The organism is Cohnella terricola, assembly GCF_007786475.1.
Lineage (GTDB): Bacteria > Bacillota > Bacilli > Paenibacillales > Paenibacillaceae > Cohnella > Cohnella terricola.
In genome coordinates, this window is record NZ_VNJJ01000002.1 from 478750 (window position 1) to 502405 (window position 23656).

At 51.3% G+C, this 23656-nt stretch carries 20 protein-coding genes; 8 read left to right on the top strand and 12 right to left on the bottom strand.

All coding sequences use genetic code 11. The features are described 5' to 3' along the window. Window positions 1-8 precede the first annotated feature (8 nt). The 3 genes from FPZ45_RS05355 to FPZ45_RS05365 all read right to left on the bottom strand — a co-directional run bounded on the left by FPZ45_RS05355 (window position 9) and on the right by FPZ45_RS05365 (window position 3192). Window positions 9-848, bottom strand: a complete 840-nt coding sequence (locus FPZ45_RS05355; RefSeq protein WP_246120331.1) for a carbohydrate ABC transporter permease — start codon at window positions 846-848, stop codon at window positions 9-11. Further along, the gene (locus FPZ45_RS05360; RefSeq protein WP_144699160.1) at window positions 845-1732 is read right to left on the bottom strand and encodes a carbohydrate ABC transporter permease; all 888 of its coding nucleotides are present in this window, start codon (window positions 1730-1732) and stop codon (window positions 845-847) included. Before FPZ45_RS05360 ends, FPZ45_RS05355 begins: the two co-directional genes overlap by 4 nt. A gap of 74 nt (window positions 1733-1806) precedes the next feature. Continuing rightward, the gene (locus tag FPZ45_RS05365) at window positions 1807-3192 is read right to left on the bottom strand and encodes an extracellular solute-binding protein (RefSeq protein ID WP_144699162.1); all 1386 of its coding nucleotides are present in this window, start codon (window positions 3190-3192) and stop codon (window positions 1807-1809) included. A gap of 242 nt (window positions 3193-3434) precedes the next feature. Between FPZ45_RS05365 and FPZ45_RS05370 the strand changes: the two genes are divergently transcribed. The 3 genes from FPZ45_RS05370 to FPZ45_RS05380 all read left to right on the top strand — a co-directional run bounded on the left by FPZ45_RS05370 (window position 3435) and on the right by FPZ45_RS05380 (window position 7172). Next, window positions 3435-5201: a sensor histidine kinase gene (locus tag FPZ45_RS05370; RefSeq protein ID WP_144699164.1), complete on the top strand. Its 1767-nt coding sequence runs from the start codon at window positions 3435-3437 to the stop codon at window positions 5199-5201. Beyond that, window positions 5176-6780, top strand: coding sequence for a response regulator (locus FPZ45_RS05375; RefSeq protein WP_144699166.1), 1605 nt, complete (start codon window positions 5176-5178; stop codon window positions 6778-6780). Before FPZ45_RS05370 ends, FPZ45_RS05375 begins: the two co-directional genes overlap by 26 nt. 167 nt (window positions 6781-6947) lie before the next feature. Then, complete coding sequence (locus FPZ45_RS05380; RefSeq protein WP_144699168.1) at window positions 6948-7172, top strand: hypothetical protein; 225 nt, start codon at window positions 6948-6950, stop codon at window positions 7170-7172. Between the two features lie 246 nt (window positions 7173-7418). Here the strand turns inward: FPZ45_RS05380 and FPZ45_RS05385 are convergent, their stop codons facing one another. The 3 genes from FPZ45_RS05385 to FPZ45_RS05395 form a co-directional block, all read right to left on the bottom strand. Next, complete coding sequence (locus FPZ45_RS05385; protein WP_144699170.1) at window positions 7419-7598, bottom strand: helix-turn-helix domain-containing protein; 180 nt, start codon at window positions 7596-7598, stop codon at window positions 7419-7421. A 108-nt stretch (window positions 7599-7706) separates the two neighbouring features. Beyond that, window positions 7707-8510, bottom strand: coding sequence for a hypothetical protein (locus FPZ45_RS05390; RefSeq protein ID WP_144699172.1), 804 nt, complete (start codon window positions 8508-8510; stop codon window positions 7707-7709). A 131-nt stretch (window positions 8511-8641) separates the two neighbouring features. Beyond that, window positions 8642-9013 (bottom strand): DinB family protein, encoded by a 372-nt coding sequence (locus tag FPZ45_RS05395; RefSeq protein WP_342780023.1) that lies wholly within the window; start codon window positions 9011-9013, stop codon window positions 8642-8644. 372 nt (window positions 9014-9385) lie between these two features. Between FPZ45_RS05395 and FPZ45_RS05400 the strand changes: the two genes are divergently transcribed. From FPZ45_RS05400 to FPZ45_RS05420, 5 genes are all read left to right on the top strand, one after another. Then, the gene (locus tag FPZ45_RS05400) at window positions 9386-10714 is read left to right on the top strand and encodes a hypothetical protein (protein WP_144699174.1); all 1329 of its coding nucleotides are present in this window, start codon (window positions 9386-9388) and stop codon (window positions 10712-10714) included. Continuing rightward, window positions 10701-12446, top strand: a complete 1746-nt coding sequence (locus FPZ45_RS05405; protein ID WP_144699176.1) for a multicopper oxidase domain-containing protein — start codon at window positions 10701-10703, stop codon at window positions 12444-12446. Before FPZ45_RS05400 ends, FPZ45_RS05405 begins: the two co-directional genes overlap by 14 nt. A 25-nt stretch (window positions 12447-12471) precedes the next feature. After that, a complete protein-coding gene (locus FPZ45_RS05410) occupies window positions 12472-13134 on the top strand; it encodes a hypothetical protein (protein WP_144699178.1) in 663 nt (220 codons plus the stop codon). 87 nt (window positions 13135-13221) lie between these two features. Further along, window positions 13222-15384, top strand: a complete 2163-nt coding sequence (locus tag FPZ45_RS05415; RefSeq protein WP_246120338.1) for a sensor histidine kinase — start codon at window positions 13222-13224, stop codon at window positions 15382-15384. Further along, complete coding sequence (locus FPZ45_RS05420) at window positions 15381-16052, top strand: response regulator (RefSeq protein WP_144699182.1); 672 nt, start codon at window positions 15381-15383, stop codon at window positions 16050-16052. The genes FPZ45_RS05415 and FPZ45_RS05420 overlap by 4 nt, the downstream gene beginning before the upstream one ends. Before the next feature lie 85 nt (window positions 16053-16137). Here the strand turns inward: FPZ45_RS05420 and FPZ45_RS05425 are convergent, their stop codons facing one another. From FPZ45_RS05425 to FPZ45_RS05450, 6 genes are all read right to left on the bottom strand, one after another. Further along, window positions 16138-16995: an aldo/keto reductase gene (locus FPZ45_RS05425; RefSeq protein ID WP_144699184.1), complete on the bottom strand. Its 858-nt coding sequence runs from the start codon at window positions 16993-16995 to the stop codon at window positions 16138-16140. A 22-nt stretch (window positions 16996-17017) separates the two neighbouring features. Beyond that, entirely contained in the window at window positions 17018-17917 is a 900-nt protein-coding gene (locus tag FPZ45_RS05430) for a dihydrodipicolinate synthase family protein (protein ID WP_144699186.1), read from the bottom strand. Beyond that, complete coding sequence (locus FPZ45_RS05435) at window positions 17914-18789, bottom strand: dihydrodipicolinate synthase family protein (protein ID WP_144699188.1); 876 nt, start codon at window positions 18787-18789, stop codon at window positions 17914-17916. Before FPZ45_RS05435 ends, FPZ45_RS05430 begins: the two co-directional genes overlap by 4 nt. A gap of 26 nt (window positions 18790-18815) precedes the next feature. Then, window positions 18816-20114 carry an ABC transporter substrate-binding protein gene (locus tag FPZ45_RS05440; protein ID WP_144699190.1) on the bottom strand — a complete coding sequence of 433 codons (1299 nt, stop codon included), beginning with the start codon at window positions 20112-20114 and terminating at the stop codon, window positions 18816-18818. A gap of 121 nt (window positions 20115-20235) precedes the next feature. Next, window positions 20236-21867 carry a response regulator transcription factor gene (locus tag FPZ45_RS05445; RefSeq protein ID WP_144699192.1) on the bottom strand — a complete coding sequence of 544 codons (1632 nt, stop codon included), beginning with the start codon at window positions 21865-21867 and terminating at the stop codon, window positions 20236-20238. 1 nt (window position 21868) lies between these two features. Continuing rightward, window positions 21869-23578, bottom strand: coding sequence for a sensor histidine kinase (locus FPZ45_RS05450; RefSeq protein WP_144699194.1), 1710 nt, complete (start codon window positions 23576-23578; stop codon window positions 21869-21871). Between the last annotated feature and the right edge of the window lie 78 nt (window positions 23579-23656).

Below are 23656 nucleotides of genomic sequence, written 5' to 3' on the forward strand. Positions count from 1 at the left end.
TCGTAGAATTATCCTTTGACCGCTCCGGCGGTCATGCCTTGAATGATATATTTGTAGAACGCGAGGTACACGGCCAAAACCGGCAAGATCGATAGCACCATGGCCGCCATCAACGTCGTATAGTCAGAAGTATATTGACCGTAGAAATTGGTGAGACCGACCGGCAGCGTCTTGAACGCTTCGTTCGTGACGAGAACGAGGGAGAACGGAAACTCGTTCCATGTGTCGAGGAACACTAGAATGACGATGGTGGCGATCGCCGGTCGGCATATCGGGAACAGAATCCGCGTCATGGAATAAAACTTGGAAGCCCCGTCCATGTGAGCGGCTTCGTCCAATTCGACCGGCACCGACCGAATATAGCTCTCGAGCAGAAAAATCGGCAGAGGCAGTCTAATCGCGATATACGGAATAATCAACGTGTAGAACTTATCGTAAAGACCGAACTGCTTGAATTGCAGGAACAGCGGAACGAGCAGCCCATAAACCGGAATCAGCATACCGGCAATGAAAAACGTATAGATCGCGTTCCTGAATCTGAAGCGGAATCTGGACAGCGCGTACGCCGCGCAAAAGGACAGGAAGACGACGACCACGACTGCGATCACGCTGTTCAGACCGCTGCTGATAAAGTAATGGGCCATTTTGCCTTCCACGAACGCCTTGTAGTAGTTGCGAAACTCCGGGTGGGCCGGAAGTTTAACGGCATTTAACATAAATTCGTCCTTCGTCTTCAAAGACGAATAGATGATCCAGATGATCGGGAACACGCAAGCGAAAGAGAATATCGCCATGCCCACGTTAAACGCAAGCTTTCCCAATTTTCTAAACGGTTGCCGGATGCTCAAGAGTTCCTCACCTCCGCCAACCGCTTAAAGAGAATCACGATGCCGAAGCTAAGAATAAACATGCCGATCGTTACCGCGCTGCCGTATCCTAGCTGCATGCTCGAGAAAGAAGTCTTGTACGCGTACTGAGCAAGCACCATGGAGCTCGTCCCGGGTCCTCCGCCCGTCATGACGTAAATATGGCTGAAGACGAGCATATTCGAGGAAATGCTCAGCATCATGACCACTTTGATCGTGTCGTAGATGAGCGGGAAGGTAATGTACCGGGCTTTCTTGAAACCGGTGCAACCGTCTAATTCGCAAGTCTCGTAGATGTCTTTCGGGATTCCTTGCACGGCGGACATGAAGATCATGAGAGGAACGCCGAGATACTGCCAGATGAGCGGCGCGGTGACCAAATAGATGACGATCTTCGGATCGTCCAGCCACGGCCGGATGGCCGATTCCAAGCCCATGAATTTCAGCACGGCGTTCAGAACGCCGTAATCGTGACTATAGATCATCTGCCATACGAAACCGACGACGACGGCGGACAAGACGACGGGGAAGAAGATGACCGTCCGGTGCAGCTCCTTCAGACGCATCGTCTTCGATACGAACAACGTCGTTAACAGAAACGCCAGACCCAGTTGAACGATCAACGTCAGAATCAGGATGATGACGTTATTCTTGAAGGAATGCCAGAAGTCTTCGTCCTTTAACAACAACTCGTAATTATGCAATCCGATGAAGGTTTTCGTCGGCCCGCCCATCCAATCGGTCAGACTGTAATAGAACGACAGAAAGAGCGGAACGATCATAACGAAAGCGTAAATGGCGAGGCTGGGACCTAATAATCCGATTAATCCCAGCCTCGATATTTTGAGCGACGTGCTTCGGTTCATTGCCTTATGCTCCTTCAATGCCGTTCGGGAACCGGCGTTCCCGAATGGCATAGATCTGGGATTCGACTAGGATGTCAGTTTGTTTTCTCGTACTCCGCCTGAATTTTCTTGGCGAGCGCCTCCGGCGTTACTCCGTTGATAAGAAGATCTTGCAGGCCGGCATTCATGACGCTGACCAGCGCAGGATTCAGGTAAGAGTCGTAGATCGGCGTGAATTGCAATTGGGAAGACAATTCCGCGTATTTGACCGCCAGCGGACTGACGTTGCTCTTGTCGTAATCCGTTACCGTAAAGGCGACCGGCTCCCCTTTCTCGGCCATGCTCTTCGCGAAGCCCTCTCCGCTCAGCGCTTTTAATACTTTGGCGATCGCGTCTTTCTTCTCCCCATAGCCTTTGACGCCTACCGCATAACCTGAGCCCGCTCCGCCCGAGGTCGCCATCGCGTTTCCTTTGCCGCCTTCGACGGACGGAAGCACCGCGACTTCCGTGTTGTCCGCGATTTCTTTCGGCGCGGCCATGACCGATCCGATCGCCCAGCTTCCTTCCATGAACATGGCGGCTTTCCCGTTGAAGTAGAGCGTTTTCTGCTGATCGTTGTTAATGCTGTTCATATCTTTGTTAAAGGCGCCTTGTTTGGCCAGACTTTGAAACGCTTCAAGCGAGTTGACGAAATCCGCATCCGTGAACTTGGCGCCTGATTTATCGTTGATGCTCGTGAACCAGTCCGTTCCCGTGAAGCGGTCGCCGAGAGCGCTCAGAATACAAGATTCCGCTACCCATTGTTCCTTATTGCCTAGGGCGATCGGAGTAATTCCATTCTCTTTGATCTTGGCGATAGCGGTTTCAAGTTCGGCCCACGTTTGCGGGAACGAGGAGAATCCGGCGTCCGCGAAGAACTGTTTATTGTAGTAGATGACGGAAGTGGCCAACATTGAGAACGGAACGCCGTAAGTATGTCCCCCACTGCTCAAGTCGTTGAACGACGAAGGCAAAAAGCCATTTTTCCAATCCGCGTCTGCACTGAGAAGGTCGTCTAGCGGGGCGACGGTCTCATTTTTCGCGAACATCGCCAGCTCGGACCCTTTGCTGATGAAGATGTCCGGAAGCTCGTTGGAAGCGGCGAGCGTTTTCAATTTCGTGTAGTAGGCATTCTGATCGCCGATCGACTCTTCTTCGACGATAATATTCGGATGATCCGCTTGGAACTTGGCCAGTTCCGCTCGTACGGTTGTGGCGATATTTTCCGTGCTGTCTTTCGGCCACATGTTCATGAACGTGACTTTTACCGGCTCCTGCGCAGATGCGGAAGGTTCGGACGAAGCGTTTACTTCCGGGTTCGCGCTGTTGGAAGGCGCCGTATTATTCGAATTGTTGTTGTCCCCACCGCAGCCCGCCAATACGGACATCCCTACGGCAAGCGCCACCGATAACCCCGTCATTTTCACACGATTTGCTTTCATGACTTCCTCCTGTGATCGATATGATTTTGTATCCCGTTTCCGGTTTGCGTCTTCATTATACGAAGGGGACAATGAATTTCACAGGTCGCGATTCTATAATTATATCCGCGATTTATTCGAGATTCGCGGAAAGCGCGAGATCGGCAATAAATCTTTTGCAAAGGAGATTTAGGCTGTTTATATTAGAAGAAAAATAAGCCATTCCGCGTAATAGAGTTCGGTCACCGCCAACAGGAGGACTTATGCTCAAAATCAAATTTTTCAGCTTGCAATACAAAATCATGGCTTTCTCACTCGTTATCGTGCTCATTCCGTTAATCCTTGTAAGCGGATTCTCGTATGGCAAATCGACGAAAGTCATCGAGGAGAAAGTAAGTCACTCCAATCTGAACACCGTTCAGCAGATCGGGGAAAATATTAATTTCATGTTAAACGATATGAAGACGTCCACTCTTTATCTATGGCAGAACAAAGATTTGATGTCCTACTTCATGGTGCCTAGCGCCACAATCCAAAGCTCGCAAAACTATTTATTGGGCGCGCAGAAATTGGTCAACAGCTTTGTCGTGTTCCGACCGAGCATCTTCTCGATTTACGTTCAAGGGATGAACGGACTCGTATTCGATTCCGCAAGCAGCGCCAATACGATCACGCCGGAACAGGAGTCAAAGTTGTTGTCCCTGCGCGGCGAAGGCCAATGGATCGCGGACGTCGTGGAGGAATACAACCATAACGAGATGCGGGTGTTTTCTTACGTCAAGGTGCTGAAAAATATCGACGATCTGTCCTCCGACCTGGCCATTCTCAAGATCAACGTCGCCGAGCAGCAAATCTCCGATATTTTCAAAGGCAAACTTCTAAGCGGCAACAGCGATTTTTTCATCATCGACAGCGACAGAAATATTATTTCATCGCTCGACAAGTCAAAGATCGGCACAAAGCTTAACGAGGACTATGACGATCCTAGGCTTTATCAAAACGGCAGCGGTTACTTCCGCTCCGAGTTAAACGGCAAACCTTACATACAAACCTACTACAATCTGTCCCGGCCCGGTTGGAAGCTGATCAATCTGGTGCCGATGGACGAACTGTTCAGCGATACGAAGACGATCTGGAACTTTACTTTCTATACGGTATTAGGCTGCTTCGTCGTCTGCTTGCTCATGATCGTCCTCTTCTCTCATCATGTGCTCAGCCCTCTCAACTTGATCAGCAGATCGATGAAAGAGCTGCAGAAGGAAAATTTCAACGTCAACATTCCAATCAAAGGCAATGACGAGATCGCGCTGATCGGGACAAGCTTTAACCGGATGTCGAAACGCCTCCGCGAGCTCATTAACGAGGTGTATACCGGACGCTTAAAACAAAAAGAAGCCGAGATCAAAGTATTGCAAGCACAGATCAACCCCCATTTCCTGTATAACACTCTGGATACGATCTACTGGATGTGCCGCATGGAGAAAGCCTTCGAAAGCTCCCGATTGGTTCAGGCGTTATCCAAGCTGTTCCGTCTGAGCTTAAACAGCGGCAACGATCTGACAAATGTCGAACAAGAGATCGAACACTTGAAATCCTATCTGATCATTCAGAAAAAGAGATACAGCATCCAATTCGACATACAAGTATCGAGCGAACTGCAATCGTCCCAAGTCGTCAAGCTCGTGCTGCAGCCTCTGGTCGAGAACGCCATCGTGCACGGTATCGAGAAAAAAGGCTCTGGGGGAACGATCCGCATTCAAATCGATCAGGAGGACGGACAATTGGTTTACCGAATTTCCGATGACGGAATCGGCGCGGACGAAGCCGAGCTATTGTCCCTGCTGAATAAAGTAGAGAGCGCGAATCGAGGCTTCGGGATCAAGAACGTCAACGATCGGATCCAGCTTCTCTTCGGCCCCGATTACGGGCTTCAATTCCAGACCTCTCCGGGCCATGGAATGACCGTTATCGTCCGTCAACCGCTCATCCAAGGAGGCGCGCACAATGATCAAAATGGTATTGGTCGATGATGAACCGACGATTCGCATAGGCATTCGAACTTCAATAGACTGGGAAGTCTTCGGACTCGAGTTCGTGGGCGAGGCGGCGAACGGGGTAGACGCATTAACGGTATGCATGCAATTGAAGCCTCATATCGTACTCACCGATATTCGCATGCCGTTCATGGACGGTCTCGAGCTCTCGAGGCAACTAAGAGAGAAGCTCCCCGATACGCGAATCGTCATTCTGAGCGGCCATGAGGAATTCAGTTACGCGAAAGAAGCTCTAAGCCTCGGCATTCAAGAATATTTGCTTAAACCTGTGGGAGCGGAAGAACTGTCCTCTCTGCTGGTGCGTCTGAGAGAAGAAATTCGGCAAGACGAAGCCGTTAAGCGCAGCCAACTCTCCCGTGATCATGTATTCAATGAAAACTACCCCAAGATCAAATCCGATTTTATTCATCTCATCGTGAGAGGCAGCACCGCGGATCCGAGTTCCGTGTACGAGAAAGCGGAGTCGTTGCAGGTGAAGCTGATCGGCCGTCAATACAGTGTGTTAGCTATCGACATCGACGATTTTGCCCTCATGACCGAGAATCTGCCGGCATCCCAACGGGAGCTGATCCGATTTTCCGTCATGAACGTATCTGAGGAACTCGTTCTGTCCGCGGCGTCGGGTCTTGTTGGATACAGCGAATTCGATCATCTTATCGGATTAGTCTGCGGCGATACGTTATCCTCGACCTTCATCGAAGGCCTATGCAAAGAAATACAACATAACGTCAAGAAATACTTAAAGCTATCCGTATCCGTCGGGATCGGGAGAACCCGCAACCGGATGACCGACTTGGGCGAAGCATATGCGGAAGCCTTCTCCGCTCTCAAAACCAAGATATACAAAGGCAGAGACAGCCTGATCCACTATCGCGAGCCGAAAGAACCCGCCCAGGCGCAAGCCGTGCTTTACCCCTCCAACGAGGAGAAAGTGATTACGGGATGTATCAAAACGCTGGATACGGCAGGACTGAACGAGGCAATCCATCAAATTTTCGAACGTTTCCTTGCCTTGCAGGTCGACGCCGAGAAGATTAGAAGCATCTGCGGACGACTACTTCTCGTATCGGCCAGCAGCATAGCAGAGATGGGCATCGATACCGCCAAAGTGATTGGAGCGGATTTTCATCCCTATCGGGAAATCGAACGGTTCGACACGCTCGAGGACCTTCGGGAGTGGATGGGAGAAATGCTGTTTCGGTTAACGACGCTCGTCCAGGAGTCCAAGAACGATAAGTTCAAAGGCATCATCAAAACCGCGATCCGGTATATGGAAGAGCATTACCGCGAGGATATCAGCCAAGCGGACGTGGCCGCCGTCGTATATGTTACGCCGAATTATTTAAGCCGCGTATTCAAGGAGGAAATGGGTGTCAATTTCATCGAGTGGTTGAACCGTTACCGTATCGAAAAAGCCAAAACGTTCCTGACCGAACCCGGGGCCAAAACCTCGACGGTCGCCGAGCAGGTTGGATTCAGCGATTACAAGTACTTCTCGCACATCTTCAAGAGGTTCATCGGCTGCTCGCCGAAGGAATATAAAGAGTTCAGGTAACGACGCAAGAGGCCGGGCAGGAAGTATTCCTGCGGCTCAATACGAGGAGATCACCGGCGTCGCATACGACGCTTAACCGTTTCAAAGGTAAGACAGCATTCGACGTTTTTAGGACGTAATCCTTCTTTTCTTTGTGTATATTATTCACAAAGAGAGGAGGTGAGCAAATGAACCAATATTCAAATTGCATTGATGAAGAATTGATTCACCTTTACAAAAAGACATCATCTTTAATAAGTGAGAAGCGTGCAATAAGGAACTCGGGGATTGATTCTTTTAGTAAACAGGTTATCGATGATGAAATAAGTAATCATTTCAATAACGTGATATTAATGATGAAAGAAATATCGGAACGTGATCTTCCAATAGCTTCACTTATTGAAGGAAAGTAATTAATCTCAAACGCTGACGGACCTAGGAGACGTTATTTCGTCCTATTTGCTTGAATTTAATAGTTAACGGACCTGCAAGCCGCTATTTTTCCTCCAGCCCCCTTTTTTCAGTCATATTTACTAAAATAGCGGCATCTGCGTCCATTACAATTCTAGATGGCCCATTTTCACCCAGTTAGCGGTATCTACGTCCGTTATAATCCGACAAGGCAAGAAAAATCCGCTCCAGTTACTTCGGATCAGTAGTCAATCCGCCGTATCCGCCAGCTCTCCCCCGTGCCCGCTCTTGCGGAAGTCCGTCGGGGTGAGCCCGTACTGCTTTTTGAACATGCGATAGAAATAGGACGAATTCGTAAAGCCGACCCGCTCCGCCACTTCCGCGATCGAGAAGTGAGTCTGTCGCGTTCTCGAATTCGATCGAATGATTTTTCTCGAGCGTGCGCATCACGTGCATGATGCGAGTAATTGTTCAACATGCCAAAAAATCCGAGCGCCTATATGGCGACTCGGATTCAGTCATTCGAATGCGATTTATTAGACTTTCACGACATAAGGAACCGTAATCACTTGGTCGTTATGCTGGAATTGCCCCCATATTTTATAAACGCCGCTTCTTGGAAACTGCGTCTCGAATACGGCGTCCGGCCCCGTTCCCTGGTCTTCCTCGGCATGAACGTGCAAATATCGCTCGCCGTCATCGGAAAGAATTACCACATGTCCGATTGCGCCCAAGTACGGCTGTAGATCGGTAATCGGCTTACCCGACTTAACATCCGTCATGGAAAACTTAAGCGTCGCGTCCTGTCTCGGTGTCAGTTGATCTATCGCAAGATTGACCCGAATTCCGTCCGCGTTCTGTTCCAAGCTCCCGTCCGGCACGATCGGGACGGACTGCGTCTGCCTGCCCGCGATCCGAACGCGTTGGCTCTTCGTCGTGGCGTCGCCGTCAACCGGCTTGAAATCGGCGATCAATTGATATTCGCCGCCCTGCGGGAATTCATGCTCGATTTCGAATACGCCGCCCCCTAAGTATTCGGGATGGATATGGTCGAAGTAGGATAGGTCGTCGCTGACGACGATCAGATGCAGCATTTTATCATGGGTGACATCGAACTCGTCGATCGCCGATCCGTCCTGCCTCCCGATCGTTAGCCGAATGATCTTCATCTTGTCCGAGCTGGGCGTTTGCAATTCGGCAACGCTCCAGTCCGCACGGACATCGTCTGCCATGATTCGATGGCTGACTTCGTGTACCTCCTCGTCCTCCCACGTATCACTTGCTCCGCAGGCGGATAACAACATAGATACGATCCAAATCAACACGATTCTTTTACTCATATCGAAGCGCCTCGCTTTACATAACTTTCTCGAGTTCATTTTTTCCTCCAATGTCTCAGTATAAACGACCCGGAACGGGAAAACGGGCGAGACATTCCTCGTGGAATGCTCGCCCGTTCTCTATTCGCGTTTTATTTTTTCATCTCTTTCGTCGGTCCCATTACGCCTGGCACCGGCAGGCCCGCTTGGCGGAGCAGAACCGTCATCTGGCCCCGATGATGGGTCTGATGATCGATCAACTGCCGCAGGAATTTACCGCGGACCGTCTTGCCGACAAATCCGGTAATCTCTTCAGCCAACTGCTCGTCGGTCAACTTTATCGCTTCATTCTTGATGGCTTCGGCAAACGCTTCGTACTTCTCCACGATCTCGGCAATGTTGTCCGGTACATCCGTTCCCTTCGGGATCGCGGGAACATTCAGTCCGGCGAAATGCCCGAACGCCCCACCCACGACGACCAGATGCCAAGCCAGCCAGCCAGCCCAGCGAGTTATGGTCTTCAACGATCGCCACGTCCATCTTGTCATCCGTGATCGCTTTCAAGACGGACAGCGTGCCTGCCGACGACGCCGCCCAGTCCTCCAGAAAATCTTCCGCTTTACGGTACATATGTTAGCCTCCCCAGTTGGTGTCTGTCTTATTTTAAACCGGGCACAGGTGAGAATTCAAATGAAGCGGAATAAATCCGATTTTGATATCTCGGGACTTTAAGTCCCGAATGCTCCGACGAAGTAGGGACATTTCTTCCCCATCAAGTCAGGACACTGATCACATCCATTAAAATCCACGCCTCGGTATAATGTTGGCAGATCGCAAGGATTTTCCTGCACCAAATTCGAAATGCCATAAATCCATTCCATGAGGTGAGTGAAAAAGTGAAAAGAAAAGTAATCGCATTATTCCTCATCGTTGCTGCCGCGTTTATGTTGGCGAACGGCGTATTCGCCGCGGAGAATGCCGGTTCGGAAACCTGGAACGTATCGGTCGGCAAGGATACGGACTCCACGGCGTTGGATGACATGTTTCCGAGAGTCGTTTATATCCACGAAGGCGATAAAGTCGTATTCACGAACGGTGCCAAAATCAACCCTCACACCGTAACCTTCCTGGGTGACACGACAACGCCATTAACGACGGAAACCCCCAATTTCTTCATGCCGTCGGCAGATAGCGGTTCGAGTTGGGGCGGGAAGGGCGTGTTGAACTCGGGTATACTGCTCCCCGGGGGGAAATACGAGTTTGTCTTTACGGCGAGCGGCGCTTTCCCGTATTATTGCGTCCTGCATCCGATGATGAACGGCATGGTCGTAGTCGTTCCCAAAGATCAGCCGATCCCCGGCAAAGTGGAACAAGCGGCCGCAGCCAAAGCGCAAGAAGATGATCTTCGTCTCCAGGCTCAGTTGCTGGACGGTCCTTCAACCCCTCTTTATTTCAAGAACAAGGACGGCTCCTTAACGTATAAAGTGTCCTTGGGCACCGCGCATACGACAATGTCCCATAACCGAATGGTTCCCGGTCTGGTCGTCGTCAGCGAAGGCGACTCTGTGGAATGGACGAATCAAAGCCCGTATGAACCGCATTGGGTTACGTTTAATAAACCTGCCGATGTCGAGTTCTTACTGGAAGAAGGATTCAATCCGGTGTTCATGGCCCAAGTGGGCGGAAATGTTCTAAGCGGCAAAGAGTTTACGAGCTCCGCCCCCCTCTATGGAGACAACGTTGTTTATACCCTTAAGTTTACGAAAGCCGGAACCTACAATTATGAATCTTACATGCAATCCGATTTCAAAATGAAAGGTACGGTCGTAGTTGTTCCCAAGAATGCCGTAAAGCTGGTAGTCAACGGTAAAGCCGTGGCCGATTCCGCGCAAGCGCAATGGAAAAACGGAGATTTGTACGTATCGATCCCCGCATTCGCAAAAGCGCTTGGTGGTAATTCCAGTGTCGACAATAAAGCGAAGACCGCCTCCATCGCTGTAGGCAGCACGGCAAAAGCGGGCAAGGCGACGAAAGGATTCGAGCTAACGGTATTCGTAAACGGCAAAGCGCTCCAAAAAGCCGGATACAACGTCAAAGGAACCGCTTATGTATCCGCCGAAGAAATCGTTCGCGCGCTGAACGGCTCCTATTCCTGGAACGAGCAAACGAAAACGTTGACGGTCACCGTCGGCAATTCGGTCAACACGGAGCATGATCATCATTAATCGGTTATTCAGCCGGGGGATTCTGTTATTTGCTGCCGCGATCCTATTTCTCTCGAATATAGGTCCCGTACGCGGCGCGATAGCGGCGTCCCCCGCCGTTAAACAATTTAGGTTATATGCGACGGACGGCTACTTGACCCTGCCGGACGGGAAACAAGTTTATATTTGGGGCTACAGCCTGAAGAACGAACCCGGCAGCGCCGAGTATCCTTCCCCTACCCTTGAGGTGAATGAAGGCGACCGGGTAGAAATCACGCTGACCAACATCGGCCCCTCGAATAAAGCCATTAAGAAACTCGCTCATACTATTCACTGGCATGGACTGGATACGGATCAGAGCAATGACGGGGTTCCGCATACGTCGCCCGCGATCCAGCTAGGAGAAAGCTTTACGTACAAGTTCACGGCGGATCATGCGGGCACCTACTTCTACCATTGCCATGTCGATACGGTCGAGCATTTGCAGATGGGAATGTTCGGAGCTTTTATCGTCAAAGCGAAGAACGGCGCCAATCAAGCGTGGACCGGCGGACCTGCCTTCGATAAGGACTATGCGTTCGTCGTGAACGAAATCGATCCCGTATGGCATCAAGCGGTCGAGGAAAGCAAGCCCTATGATCGAACGGCCTTCCATCCCGTCTATTGGACGATCAACGGCAAATCCTATCCGGATACCGAGCAGGATGCTACGACCATGATCGAGGGCCGAGTCGGGCAGACCGTGCTCATCCGAATCATTAATGCGGGGTATGAACCGCACAGCTTTCACCTGCACGGATTCCATTTTGACGTGATCGCTTCCGACGGCAGACCTCTGCCCCAACCTATCAGCAAAGATACGGTTCTGATCGGGCAGGGCGAAAGATACGACCTGCTCGTGAAGTTCGATAAAGATGGCATGTTTCCTCTTCACAGCCATAATATCGTCGACAATACGAACAACGGCGTTTATCCCGGCGGACTTCATACGATGGTGAACGTGAAGAAGGATTCGGAGATCGCGCAAAAGAAAACGATCGTGCTGCGGGCCGAGCTTCGGTCGGCGGTTGTCGATGGCGCACCGGTTACGCTGCAGCAGACGGTTGCATCTATTCGGGGATATTATTATATCCCGCTTCGTTTTATCGCTGAACAATGGAATGCCGACTTGACCTGGGACCAGCGGGATGAATCGGCGGTCATCGTGACGGATCAAGCGTCATTCCAGCTGTGGATGAACAGCAAGCAAGCGAAAGCCGGAGGCAAACTCATCAACCTTGCGGCACCTCCCGTAAGGATGGGTGACACGGTCATGGTCCCGGTACGGTTCGTATCCGAGCAATTGGGCGCGGATCTCTCCTATGATCGAACAAGGGGAGAAATCAAGCTGACGGCCACGCTACATTCACGAGACCTGGTTTCTTCAGATTCAGGCACTCCCCATGACCACGGGACTCCGAGCGAAACCGGTAACGCAGGTACGGCACCCGATCACGTCATGGCCCCCTTAACGGTCGAGATCCAAAGCAACGCTTTTATGCCGGGCATATTGACTGTGAAGAAAGGCCAAATCGTCACCTGGATCAACAAGGACACCTCGTATCACACCGTATATGAATTAAACGACCTCTTCAGAAGCAAGAACTTATATCAAAACGATCGTTTTTCCTATACGTTCACGGAAGTTGGCACCTACGAATACTATTGCTCCATTCACCCGGTCATGCAGGCGAAGATTTCGGTAATCGAGTAGTCAACATTTAAAGGAGGAACATGCCATGTCTAATGCAAGTTTGTATCGTTTTGGAGGCGTTTTTCTGATCCTTGGACCTTTGCTTGGCGTCATTGCGGCTATTGTAGGGCTATTCACCGAAACCAGCTTCCAAGCTCCGGTCAGCACATTCCACTCCGCGCTTTGGCCCACCTATTACTCGCTATCTTTATTGGGAGGAATGCTGCTGCTTATCGGTTTACCGGCTCTATACGTACGGCAGTCGGGAGGCAGAGGAGGCAAGATAGGTCTGGTCGGCATTCTCTTGTATGCTTTGAGCATTTGCATGGGGTTGGCCGTATCCGGGTATTTAATTTCTATTTTGCCGTACTTGGCCGATAAATCGCCGAATATCATCGAAGACAGCTTTAAAACGAGCATCGCCACTTTTCCTTTAGGCTCATTCTTGTTTGGACTGATCGGGGCCGTTCTGCTCTGCATCGCCGTCATTCGCGCGAAAGTATACCCATCCTATGTCGGAATCCTGCTGCTGCTTTCCGGGGTATTGGATTTGTCCAATATATTCGCAACGGACACAGTCGCTTCCATCATCGGCTTGATTTCGCAAGGATCACTCTTATTGGCCTTCAGCACAGCCGGCATCAAACTATTTAACCAGCGGAAACCGCTGAATTCTGAAGCACACCAACGAACCGTAAATCTACCCTAAGACTGGATATTCATGGTAAAGTAGAGAAGACGAGATTGTTATGGCAATGGTGTCGCAGCCTTCAGGAGAGGGGGCCGGGGAGCGTTGATGGTAACCGATCTGCAGACGCGAAAAAACTCTTTGATTCTGCTGCGTTTATTCTGGGTGTTGGCTGCTCTGTTTGTCATCGGCGTGATGGCTGCCAGCTACTCCGATTTCGCATCCGTTCTCTTTCAACCGTGCATCGATACGACCAAAGTAAGCTGCAACTACCTCCAGATTCGCGACGATCAGCTCCCCGCACTTGCGGCGTACGGATTCTCCCTCCAAGGGTATGGCCTTTATGCGCTTGCTTGCGACAACATCACGACTTCGATTTATATTGGAACAGGATTGCTGATCTTTTGGCGCAAATCGACAGAGCGCGTCTGTTTGTTCGTCTCGCTGCTTCTGATCGTGTTCGGCGCATTCGGAATGTCGCTGATTCACTTAGTCAAAGATTTTCCGGCCCCAATCGCGGTAATGATCATGCTCATCGCCCTTTTGCAGTGGCCGGCGCTCGGTATTTTTTTCTATACGTTTCCTGACGGGAAATTTGTTCCGCGGTGGTCCTGGATATTAATCTCGCTTTTCGTGATCCAAATCGTCTTTTTCATGCTCCCCTATCCCCATAATATCGATAGTTGGCCGCCGCCGCTGAGGGCTTTGGAATTGATCATCGTCTACGGCAGCGCGGCCGCTACTCAGGTTTACCGTTATTTTGCCGTCGCATCTTCACAGCAGCGACAACAGATCAAATGGATCGCGTTCGGATTTGGGGTCTCGTACTTATCGCTCACGGCCGTCAACTTGCTTCCCTCGTTATTTGTCAGCTTGGACCGTCCGGATTCTTTTTTTCAACTGATGGGACCGCTGATGCTCGCCCTGTTCTATCTTCCTATCCCGATCGGTGTCGCCATCGCCCTGCTTCGTTACCGGCTATGGGACATCGATATCGTCATTAATCGCACCGTGGTTTACGCGGCGATATCGGCTTGCGTTCTGGGACTGTACGTGTTGGTCGTTTTTGGGTTAAGCGCTCTATTGCGCGTCCATAACGAATTGCTCTTGTCGGCGCTGGCAACGGCCATGATCGCGGTGATCATTCAGCCGCTGCGCCTCCGTCTGCAACAAGGGGTCAACCGTCTAATGTTCGGGGATCGAATCGACCCCTACCGAGCGCTTTCCAATCTGGGCCAGCGGTTGGAGGAGTCTCTGCCATCCGACGCCTTGCTCCCCACAATCGTGAAAAGCGTAGCCAATGCGTTGAAGCTTCCCTTTGTTTCGATCGCATGGAATGTTGAACAGGCGCCGATTGGCAGCGATAAATTGCAAATCGTGGCTTCCCATGGACAAACGCAAGAGGGAAGCGCCGAACACCGGCTGCCTTTGATCCACCAAGGGGAGAAGGTCGGAGAACTCATTCTCTCCCCGCGCCAGCGGGGCGAAGAGCTGACGTCGGCCGATCTAAGACTTCTTCGCGACCTCACCCCCCAGATCGCCATTGCGGTCTACTCGGCTCGTCAGACGACCGATTTGAAGAATATGACGATGGACTTGCAGCTCTCGCGGGAACGTCTGGTGGCCGCGCGCGAGGAGGAACGTCGACGTCTGCGTCGGGATTTGCATGACGGTCTCGGCCCGCAGCTTTCCAGCCAAACGTTGACCCTGTCCGCGATCAAAAAGCTGCTCAGACATGATCCCAATACCGCGGAACAACTATTAACGGACGCCATCACGCATGCCCAGATAGCGATTGCCGATATACGCCGCTTGGTTTATGCGCTTCGTCCGCCCACGCTCGACGACTTGGGATTGCTGGCGGCATTGCACGAACAGATGAAACAATATCACACCAGCGGAATCGTCATGACGCTTGATGCGCCGGAGGTGCTTCCCCCATTGCCTGCGGCGATCGAAATCGCTTGCTATCGGATCGTACAGGAGGCGCTCACGAACGTCGTCCGGCATGCCCATGCTACCTCCGCCAACATTCGGCTACGATTGGAATCGGCTCTGACAGTCGAAGTGATCGACAACGGCCAGGGGTTGGCTCCGGGATTTCGCGGCGGCGTAGGATTTCGTTCCATGCATGAGCGAACGGAAGAACTTGGGGGAACATGCGTGATTGAAAACCTCCCGAGGAAGGGAATGCGGGTGTATGCTCGGCTTCCGCTTTCGTCCGGCTACGATGAATCCTGGAGGGCAGGGAAAGGAGTGGGTATACCATGAGTCGAATTCGCGTCCTCATCGCAGACGATCACCCGGTTTTTCGCTACGGGTTGCGAGCCATTCTGCTGGCGGAAGAGAAAACGATGGAAATCGTGGGGGAAGCCACTACAGGAGAAGAAGCCGTTGCCCTCGCGTCTCAATACGAGCCGGATGTCATCCTGATGGATATCAATTTGCCGGAACTCAACGGAATTGAAGCGACGCGCCGAATTACGGCGGCATTGCCGCGTATCGGCATCTTGATGCTCACCATGTTCGACGACGATGACTCGGTATTCGCCGCCATGCGGTCTGGCGCCCGCGGTTATTTGCTTAAGGGAGCCGAAGGGAATGAAGCGATTCGCGCTATTACGGCAGTGAGCAAAGGGGAAGCCATATTTAGCCCTACGATTGCGAACCGACTGATCGGTTTTTTCGGAACGCCGATCAAGCGGCGGCCTTCCGCCACCATTCCTCCCTTCCCGGAGCTTACGGATCGAGAGAGAGAAGTGCTAACCTTGATCGCGCAAGGTTATTCCAATCCGGCCATCGCGGAGCGTCTGGTGCTGAGTCCCAAGACGGTGAGAAACCACGTATCCGTAATCTTCAGTAAATTGCAGGTGGCCGGGCGTGCGGAAGCGATCATTAAGGCCAGAGAAGAAGGGCTAGGCCATAAAGGGGAATTCTGAGAATAATCTGAACTGAAACACCAAAAAGGGGGCCGTCGCCCCCTTTTTGTCGTTCTATCGCGAGTACAGTGCCGCATTCCCTATGCTAGAAATCGAAATTATCCGGATCAGGTCCGATTCTGTGGTTCAGATTGAGCTCGTCTACGGCCTTCATATCATCATCGCTCAACTCAAAATCGAAGATGTCTGAATTCTCGCGGATACGCGCCTCCTTGACGGATTTAGGGATCGTGATGATGCTGCTCTGCACATCCCACCGCAGAATGATCTGGGATGGCGTTTTCCCATGCTTGGCCGCCAACTGCACGATCGTCTCGTTATCTAGAAGCTGACCTTTCATAAGCGGGCTCCACGCCTCCACCTGGATACCGTGCCGAGCGCAGAACTGTCTTAACTCCCGTTGCGAGAGCCGGGGGTGCAGCTCGACCTGATTAACCGTAGGTACTATTGCGCTTCCCTCCATCAGATGCTCCAAGTGGTGAATTTGGAAGTTACTGACTCCGATAGCGCGAATTCGTCCTTCGTCGTACAGCTTCTCGAGAGCGCGCCAGCTTTCTTTGTATTTTCCCTCAACCGGCCAATGGATCAAGTACAGATCGATATAATCCAGCCCGAGTTTACCAAGGCTGGATTCGAACGCCTCCAATGCGCTCTCATAGCCCTGGTCGGGGTTCGCCAGCTTGGTCGTAATGAACAATTGCTCCCGGGCCACACCGCTTTGCCGGATGGCTTCCCCGACACCCTGCTCATTTTCGTATGCAGCTGCCGTATCGATGCTGCGGTAACCGGCCTTAATCGCGGACAGGACGGACTGCTTCACCTCTTCCCCGTCATTTGCCTGAAAGACCCCAAGCCCGAACCACGGCATCCGCACGCCATTGTTCAATACCACAGTGTCGCTAAGGTGCCGGACTTTAGACGGAATATCATTCTCATGTTGCATTGTTCATCCTCCTTTATTCCGGTCAAACATTTAACTCTTCGAGCAAAGCATCGATTTTCCGTTTCTCTTCGGGGAGAAGGGGTTCAATTGGCGCAGACGCCTTGGAGTTGCCAAGACCCATCTTATGCATCGTGTATTTCATCCCGGTCAACCAGGAACTGCCTACGCCGCATATCCTCTTGATACTCATAATTCGCTGCTGCAACGCTTTCGTACGAGCCGCATCCCCTTGCTGGCCAGCTTCGTAAATCTCCACGAACAACTCCGGGAACAGATTCGCGAGTCCCGCTATGTTACCGTGGGTTCCGAACAAGAGGCTCGCTCCACACAACTCCTCGCCGCCGCAGAAAATCCGCAGATCCGTCCCCTCAAGCAAAGTCAGCGTTTTGAAATGCTGGTCCCAATTGCCGCAAGTATCTTTGTACCCGATCACGTTATCGATATTGGAAAGCTCCAGCACCGTTTCCGGCAAAATATTCACTTGGGTCAGGGCAGGTATGTTATAGACCATTATCTTGGCCGAGGTCGCGCGACTAATCGTTTCGAAATGCCGAATCACTTCAGCTTGGCACGATGTGTTCATATAAAAATGCGGCGTAGCCACGACATACTCAGCCCCGTGCTGTTCCAGTCTCTTGATGCCCTCGATTACCCGTGGTGTGGAGACGTCGATAACACCGCAATAGACGGGAACCTGGCCTCCAGCTTCTTGCAGGCAAAGGACGTTCGCCCGCTCCCACACCTCCCGGCTCACATTGGTGCCTTCTCCGGCCGAGCCCATCGGGAACAAACCATGGACGCCACCCTCCAGACAATGGTGGATCAGTTGAACGAAACTGGCCTCATCCAGGCTTTCATCCTCGTTCAGCGGAGTGAATAAAGGCGGAACGATTCCTTTTAAATGCTGATCGGCGAATTTCATAGTTGCAGCTCCTTCTCTAATAGGGTCCGGAGCTTCTCGTAATCCGCATCCGACAACGTGCCGAGCGGCTCCCTGCAGCGTCTCGATCCGTATCCGGCAATTTCCGCGCCGGCTTTCATTTTCCGGATGTCCCCGGCAAACAATTGCGCATATTTATGCAGCTCTATCTGGCACCGCAGCGCCGTCGAGATATCGCCGCTGCTCACCGCCCGCTTCAATGCGACGAATGTCCCCGGCAAGAGATTGATCAATCCGGATATAATGCCATCCGCGCCGTGGGACAGCGCGTAAAGCGCGGTAGTATCCGATCCCGTGAAGAAGGTCGTATCCGGCATAGCCGAATACGTCAAGGTACGCATCATATCGTCCTGGCTGTTCTTCAATCCGACGATATTATCATGCTCCCGCACTAGCCGCTGCACGAGCGCCGGATTCAGGTCATTGCCCGTATGCGGCATATTATAAAGGTACACCGGCGTATCTTCGGCCCGCTGCGCAATAGCCCCGAAAAAGCTGGCCAACGATTCATCGTCATGCTTCCAGAACCAAGGAGACACGGCGACCAGCGCGTCTACCCCGAGCGCCCTTCCATGATCGGCAAGCCTTAAGCTGTCGCGCAAATTCGAGGCGGTTATATGTACCAAGAATGGAACCCTGCCCGCCGTCGCCTTCATTAATCTCTCCGTAATACGCTCCCGTTCCTCCACGTCCAGCGCAATAAATTCTCCCGCCGATCCTCCGACGAAGATGGCGTCCACTCCGGCGCCAATAAGCGCTTCCATATGGGCTTCCATCGCCTCAAGATCGATCCCGCCCTGCACGTCGAATTGGGTGAATATCGGAACGACGATTCCGCTTAGCTGTCCTTTCATCTCGTTACCCCCTTCTCCTACTCGGCTTACTTGATGTCTGCTTCCCAGTGTTTAACGATATCTCGATAAGCCTGCTCCGGAGTAATCCGGTCGAAGACGATCTCTGCGCCTACCTTGTTGAAATCTACGATAAAATTACCGAATCCTTTCGGCCCGACCGTGAACGGATTGGCATCGGTCTTGGTCGCATTGATAAGTCCCAGTTGGGCTTTGGCCGCATCGTTCAGCTTTGGCTGCAAATAATCTAGGATTTGGGACGAGACGGGAACGCCCCGGGTAACGCCGAGAATATCCGCAGCTTCCTTATCGTTAATGAAGAAGTCGATGAACTGCTTCGATTGTTCGATATGCTTCGACTCCGCGCTGATCGCCCAATACATGGCCGGCTTGATGTATCCCCCGGCTTGCGTACTTCTCGGTGCCTTCGCCAAGCCAAATACTCCGGGCTGCACGCTTTCCCATGCAGGATAATCCGAGGCGTAGCTTTGCTTGATCAACACCGTTCCATTTAATAGCAGATCGAGCTGCGGATCGTACTTTTTCTCCGATACGGTAATTTCGGCCGGAGGGACTACGCCTTCCTCCCTCAGCTTGTCGAACAAAGCGCACCACTCCAGCCAGGTTTGCTCGTCGACATTAAGCTTGCCTTCAGACGAAGAGAGCGGGCCTTTGCCCTTGCTAAGCTGGAACATCTCATACACTTCGCCGTCTATTGTAAAATCGCGAAGCGCATACTTCCCTTTCTCCAGCTTCGGTTGAATATCACGAGCCAACTGGAACAGGTCATCCCACGTCCAATCGTCTCCCGGCCCGCTGATGCCCATCTTCTCGATCGCTGTCTTGTTGTAGACCATGCCGAAGGGATTGCTGCCGATCGGAATGGCGAACAGCTTGTCCTGATATTTCCCCGCGCTCAGCAAATTGGGGTCCAGATCGTTCACATTGATTCCGGACAAGTCGGCCAGTTGTTTGCGTCCGGCATACTCATTGAAATACTGGGCGTCCATTTGGATAATATCCGGTGCGTTCTTGGCTGCCGACTGGGTTGCGAGCTTGTCCCAGTAGCTGTCGAAGCCGGAGAAATCAGGCTCGAACGTAATTCCCGGATTGTTCTTGGAATACAAATCGAGCACCATCTTCGTCGCGTCATGCCTTGCTTGCGAGCCCCACCATACGATGCGTAGCTTGGCGGATTCGGCAGGCTTCGTCCCCCCGGCCGACGATTGAGAGGTGGACGGAGCATCTTTGTTCGAACCGCAGGCGGCCAATCCGAACAGCAGACAAACCGCGATAGGCAGGGACACGCTTCTCGATAATTTCTTCAATTTCTGATCCCCCTAGTGAATTGAATTGTTTTGCAATTTAACTATAAAGCGTTTACATATTGAGCTAAATACGAAGGATACACAAAAACTTTCGAGTTTTAATAAACAATTCGCGGTTGAATTATTTCAAGAGATCCGTCGGGTTGAGGCCCGTATGTTTTTTGAATAACGTACTGAAATAAGGCACATTCTTGAAGCCCACCTTTTCCGCGACTTCGTAGATCAGCAGCTTTCCTTCCAGAATCATCGCCCTGGCCTTGGCAATCCGAACCTTGGTCAAATAATGGTTGAAGGAATCACCGGTCGCTTTCTTGAAGATTTGCCCGAGATAATATCTGGAAATATACAATTCGTTGGAGAGGGAATGGATCGTTATATTTTCCGCGTAATGCTCATGGATATATTGAATGATGAAATCGACAGCCTGCTTATGCTTCAGATTCTCATCCCATTGCTGGCTGCTGCATATAAGCTCGGACTTCTGAAGCAGCCAGTCCATTAACAGATCCGATGTAGTAACCAAGATTAATTGCTGCTTAAGATCAAGCTCCGGGAACATTTCATCGAGGAAGATCCCGACATCGTAGAGAGAATAAGTAAGAATCGCCCAAATTTCCGTTCCAAGCATCATGATGTCCGAGGGGGCAAAACCCACTTCGCCAAGCTTTGCCCTATATGCGTTAATGGCAATCCGAACCTGCTCCAGTTGCGAATGCCGCAAGCCTTCGAAGATTTGCTGGCAAAACTTAATATGGCCGACGGACTTCCGGGCTCCTGTCGCGGTTATTGAGCTGCTCGCGATTGCAGTGTATTCCACCATAAGGACATCATTAGATTGCAGCGAATAGTCGGCCGCAATCGTGAAGAAGGCCTCTTCCGCGGAGTCGGCAATCTCCTGCCAGTCCCGCTTCAAGGACCCCACGCCTATGCGAATGCTATGCTCGGAAAAACCGGAAGCGTTGCGTATCATCCGCAGTCCCGCCTTGCGGACCTCCATAAGCGCTTCTTCAGTTGGAACGCTCCCATTGAAATGCACGATTACGGCTTTGTGATGACTGTGCAGCTCGACAAACTCGCAATCAAGCTGGTCTTCGAACAGTGCGGTGTTCAATATCTGGGTGAGCGGAACTCCGTCCGCTTCGCTGTCGACTGCAGCGGCGGTCAACGGCTTATTGTCTGACCGGAATATATGCAGCCCGAGTACGATATGGCTTTGCTTCTCCCACTTCGCCCGCAGCGCCTCGGCTTCCTTCAGATTGGCAAGCTCAGGGGTCGTCGTCCCCGTCAGCACGGATTTAATCCATTCCTTCATCACGAATGGCTCGTACATGACGAGCTTATCCTCAAGCCGCCTCTTCTCCGCCTGCTTGAGCCGTTCTTCCTCCAGTCGCGAGATCACTTTACTCAGAACTTCCCTAATCGTCTGCAGGGTAACGGGCTTGGACAAGTAATCGTCTACGTTTAAGCGCAATGCTCGCCTAGCATGCTGGAAGTCCGAATAACCGCTAAGAATAACGATCTTTCCCTCGTATCCCTCGGAACGAAGAAGTTCGATCATTTCAATTCCGTTCATCACCGGCATATAAATATCCGTCAGCACGATATGCGGCTGCGTTTTCCTGATCAATTCCAGTCCCTGCTCGCCGTCCATGCTCTCGCCAACCCACTCCGCTCCCAGTTGCTCCCATGGAATCGATTTTTTCATTCCCTGCAGAACTTGCGGATCGTCATCTATAATTACGACCTTCCACATATTAGCCTCCTTTTGAAGCCGGCTTCTCCCTCATCTCGGGAATCCGGATCGACACAAGAGTTCCCGTATTCGGATTGCTGCTGATACCGATATCGTAGGCAGGGCCATAATAAGCAATCATTCGTTCCCTCACGTTGCGGATTCCGTATCCGCCCGTATTCCGCGTTTTCTGTCTTTTCCAGTTTGCAGGAATTCCTACCCCATTGTCGCTGATCTTAAATTCCACGTCTTCGTGGGACAAAACAGCCGTAATCACGATCAGCCCCGTATCACGTCCATGGAAACCATGAATGATGGCATTTTCGACGAAGGGTTGGAGGGTCAGCTTCGGAATGTATAAGGCCTTGATGGCCTCCGGCACTTCGATCACGTAGCTGAGCTTTTCTCCCCAACGGATTTGCTGAATCTGCAAATAACATTCCAAATGCGTCAGTTCCTTTTCGACCGTTATGATGCTTTCGCCGTTAGACAGCCCTATCCGGAACATTCGACCCATCAGCTCCAGCACACGGCTCATCCTCTCCTCGCCTGCCTCTATGGCCATCCAATTCAACTGATCCAAAGTGTTATAGAGGAAATGGGGATTGATCATCGCCTGCAAAGCCTGGATCTCCGCCTCTTTCTGTTTCCGGTATTGCTGCTTGAGAGACGCGTACAGCTCGGTCGTCCGATCTACGAGAACGGAATAGCCATTGAACAGAGCTCCGAACTCATTATGGTAATCGTTAATCATCGGTTTGTCTTTGTTGCCGAGTGAGAAGCTATTCATCCTCTTGAGCAGAAGAATGATCGGTTTCGTGAATTGCTTGGATATGATCAGCGTCATTATCAAAGCTATAACGACCGCGACAACTCCAATGGAAAATAGGACTTCAGCCGTTCTGACGCTACCCTTAGTAATTTCCGACCATGGCGTCACTTCCATCAGAATCCAGTCGGAGCTGAACAGCTTGGACCAGACAACAAGAGAATCGTGATAACGGATGTTTCCCTTGTCGTTTATATTCACGTTGTAGTTATGAATAAGGTCCTGAACGGTATCCCTGTATTGCTCGGCGGGGATATCGCCTGTGGAGGTGACAGCACGCAAGCCCAGATCCAATAATACACGGTTGGAATCGGGCTCTTCCCCTTGGATGAGCTTGATAATGTCGGAAGCCTTAATGTCCAGCACGACCAGAGCTTTATATTCATAACCGGGCGTATATATTTTCCTGGCGAAGCTGATAACGGGTAAATCTCCTTTGTTCGTAGAGATGACATGTTGACCAATCCACGAGAAGTCGGAATTTTCCACTGTCTCGGACCATTGTTCCTCGAGCAGATTCCGAAGCTCCACGTATGTAACCGGGCCCTGGTAGTCCGATACGGGCGGGTCGTCGACATAGACCCGGATCGATTGAATAATTGGCATACTGAAGGCGATATTGGACAGATCAATGGTCAACCGCGAAGCATTCGTGAACCGAGTATAGGAATCCGCTCCGGCCTCGTTCAAATATTCCTGTAAATTGCTGTTGCGCGATATCGCCAAGGAGATATTCTCGATTTCCGTCATCTGAATATTCAATTGCTTATCAAGCTGATTCAAGTTGTTCTGTTGGTAAAAAGCAGTGCTATTGACCATCTCTCGTACGGAAAATCGATAATTGACACCGATGACGACGACAAGGACGACAATAATAAATCCGGCGAAGCTGCCGAAAAACACATGGCCGATCTGAAAGTTCTTGAATGGATGGACTAATCGGATAGGCCCTTACCCCCTGCTAAGTAAGTCGCTCATTGT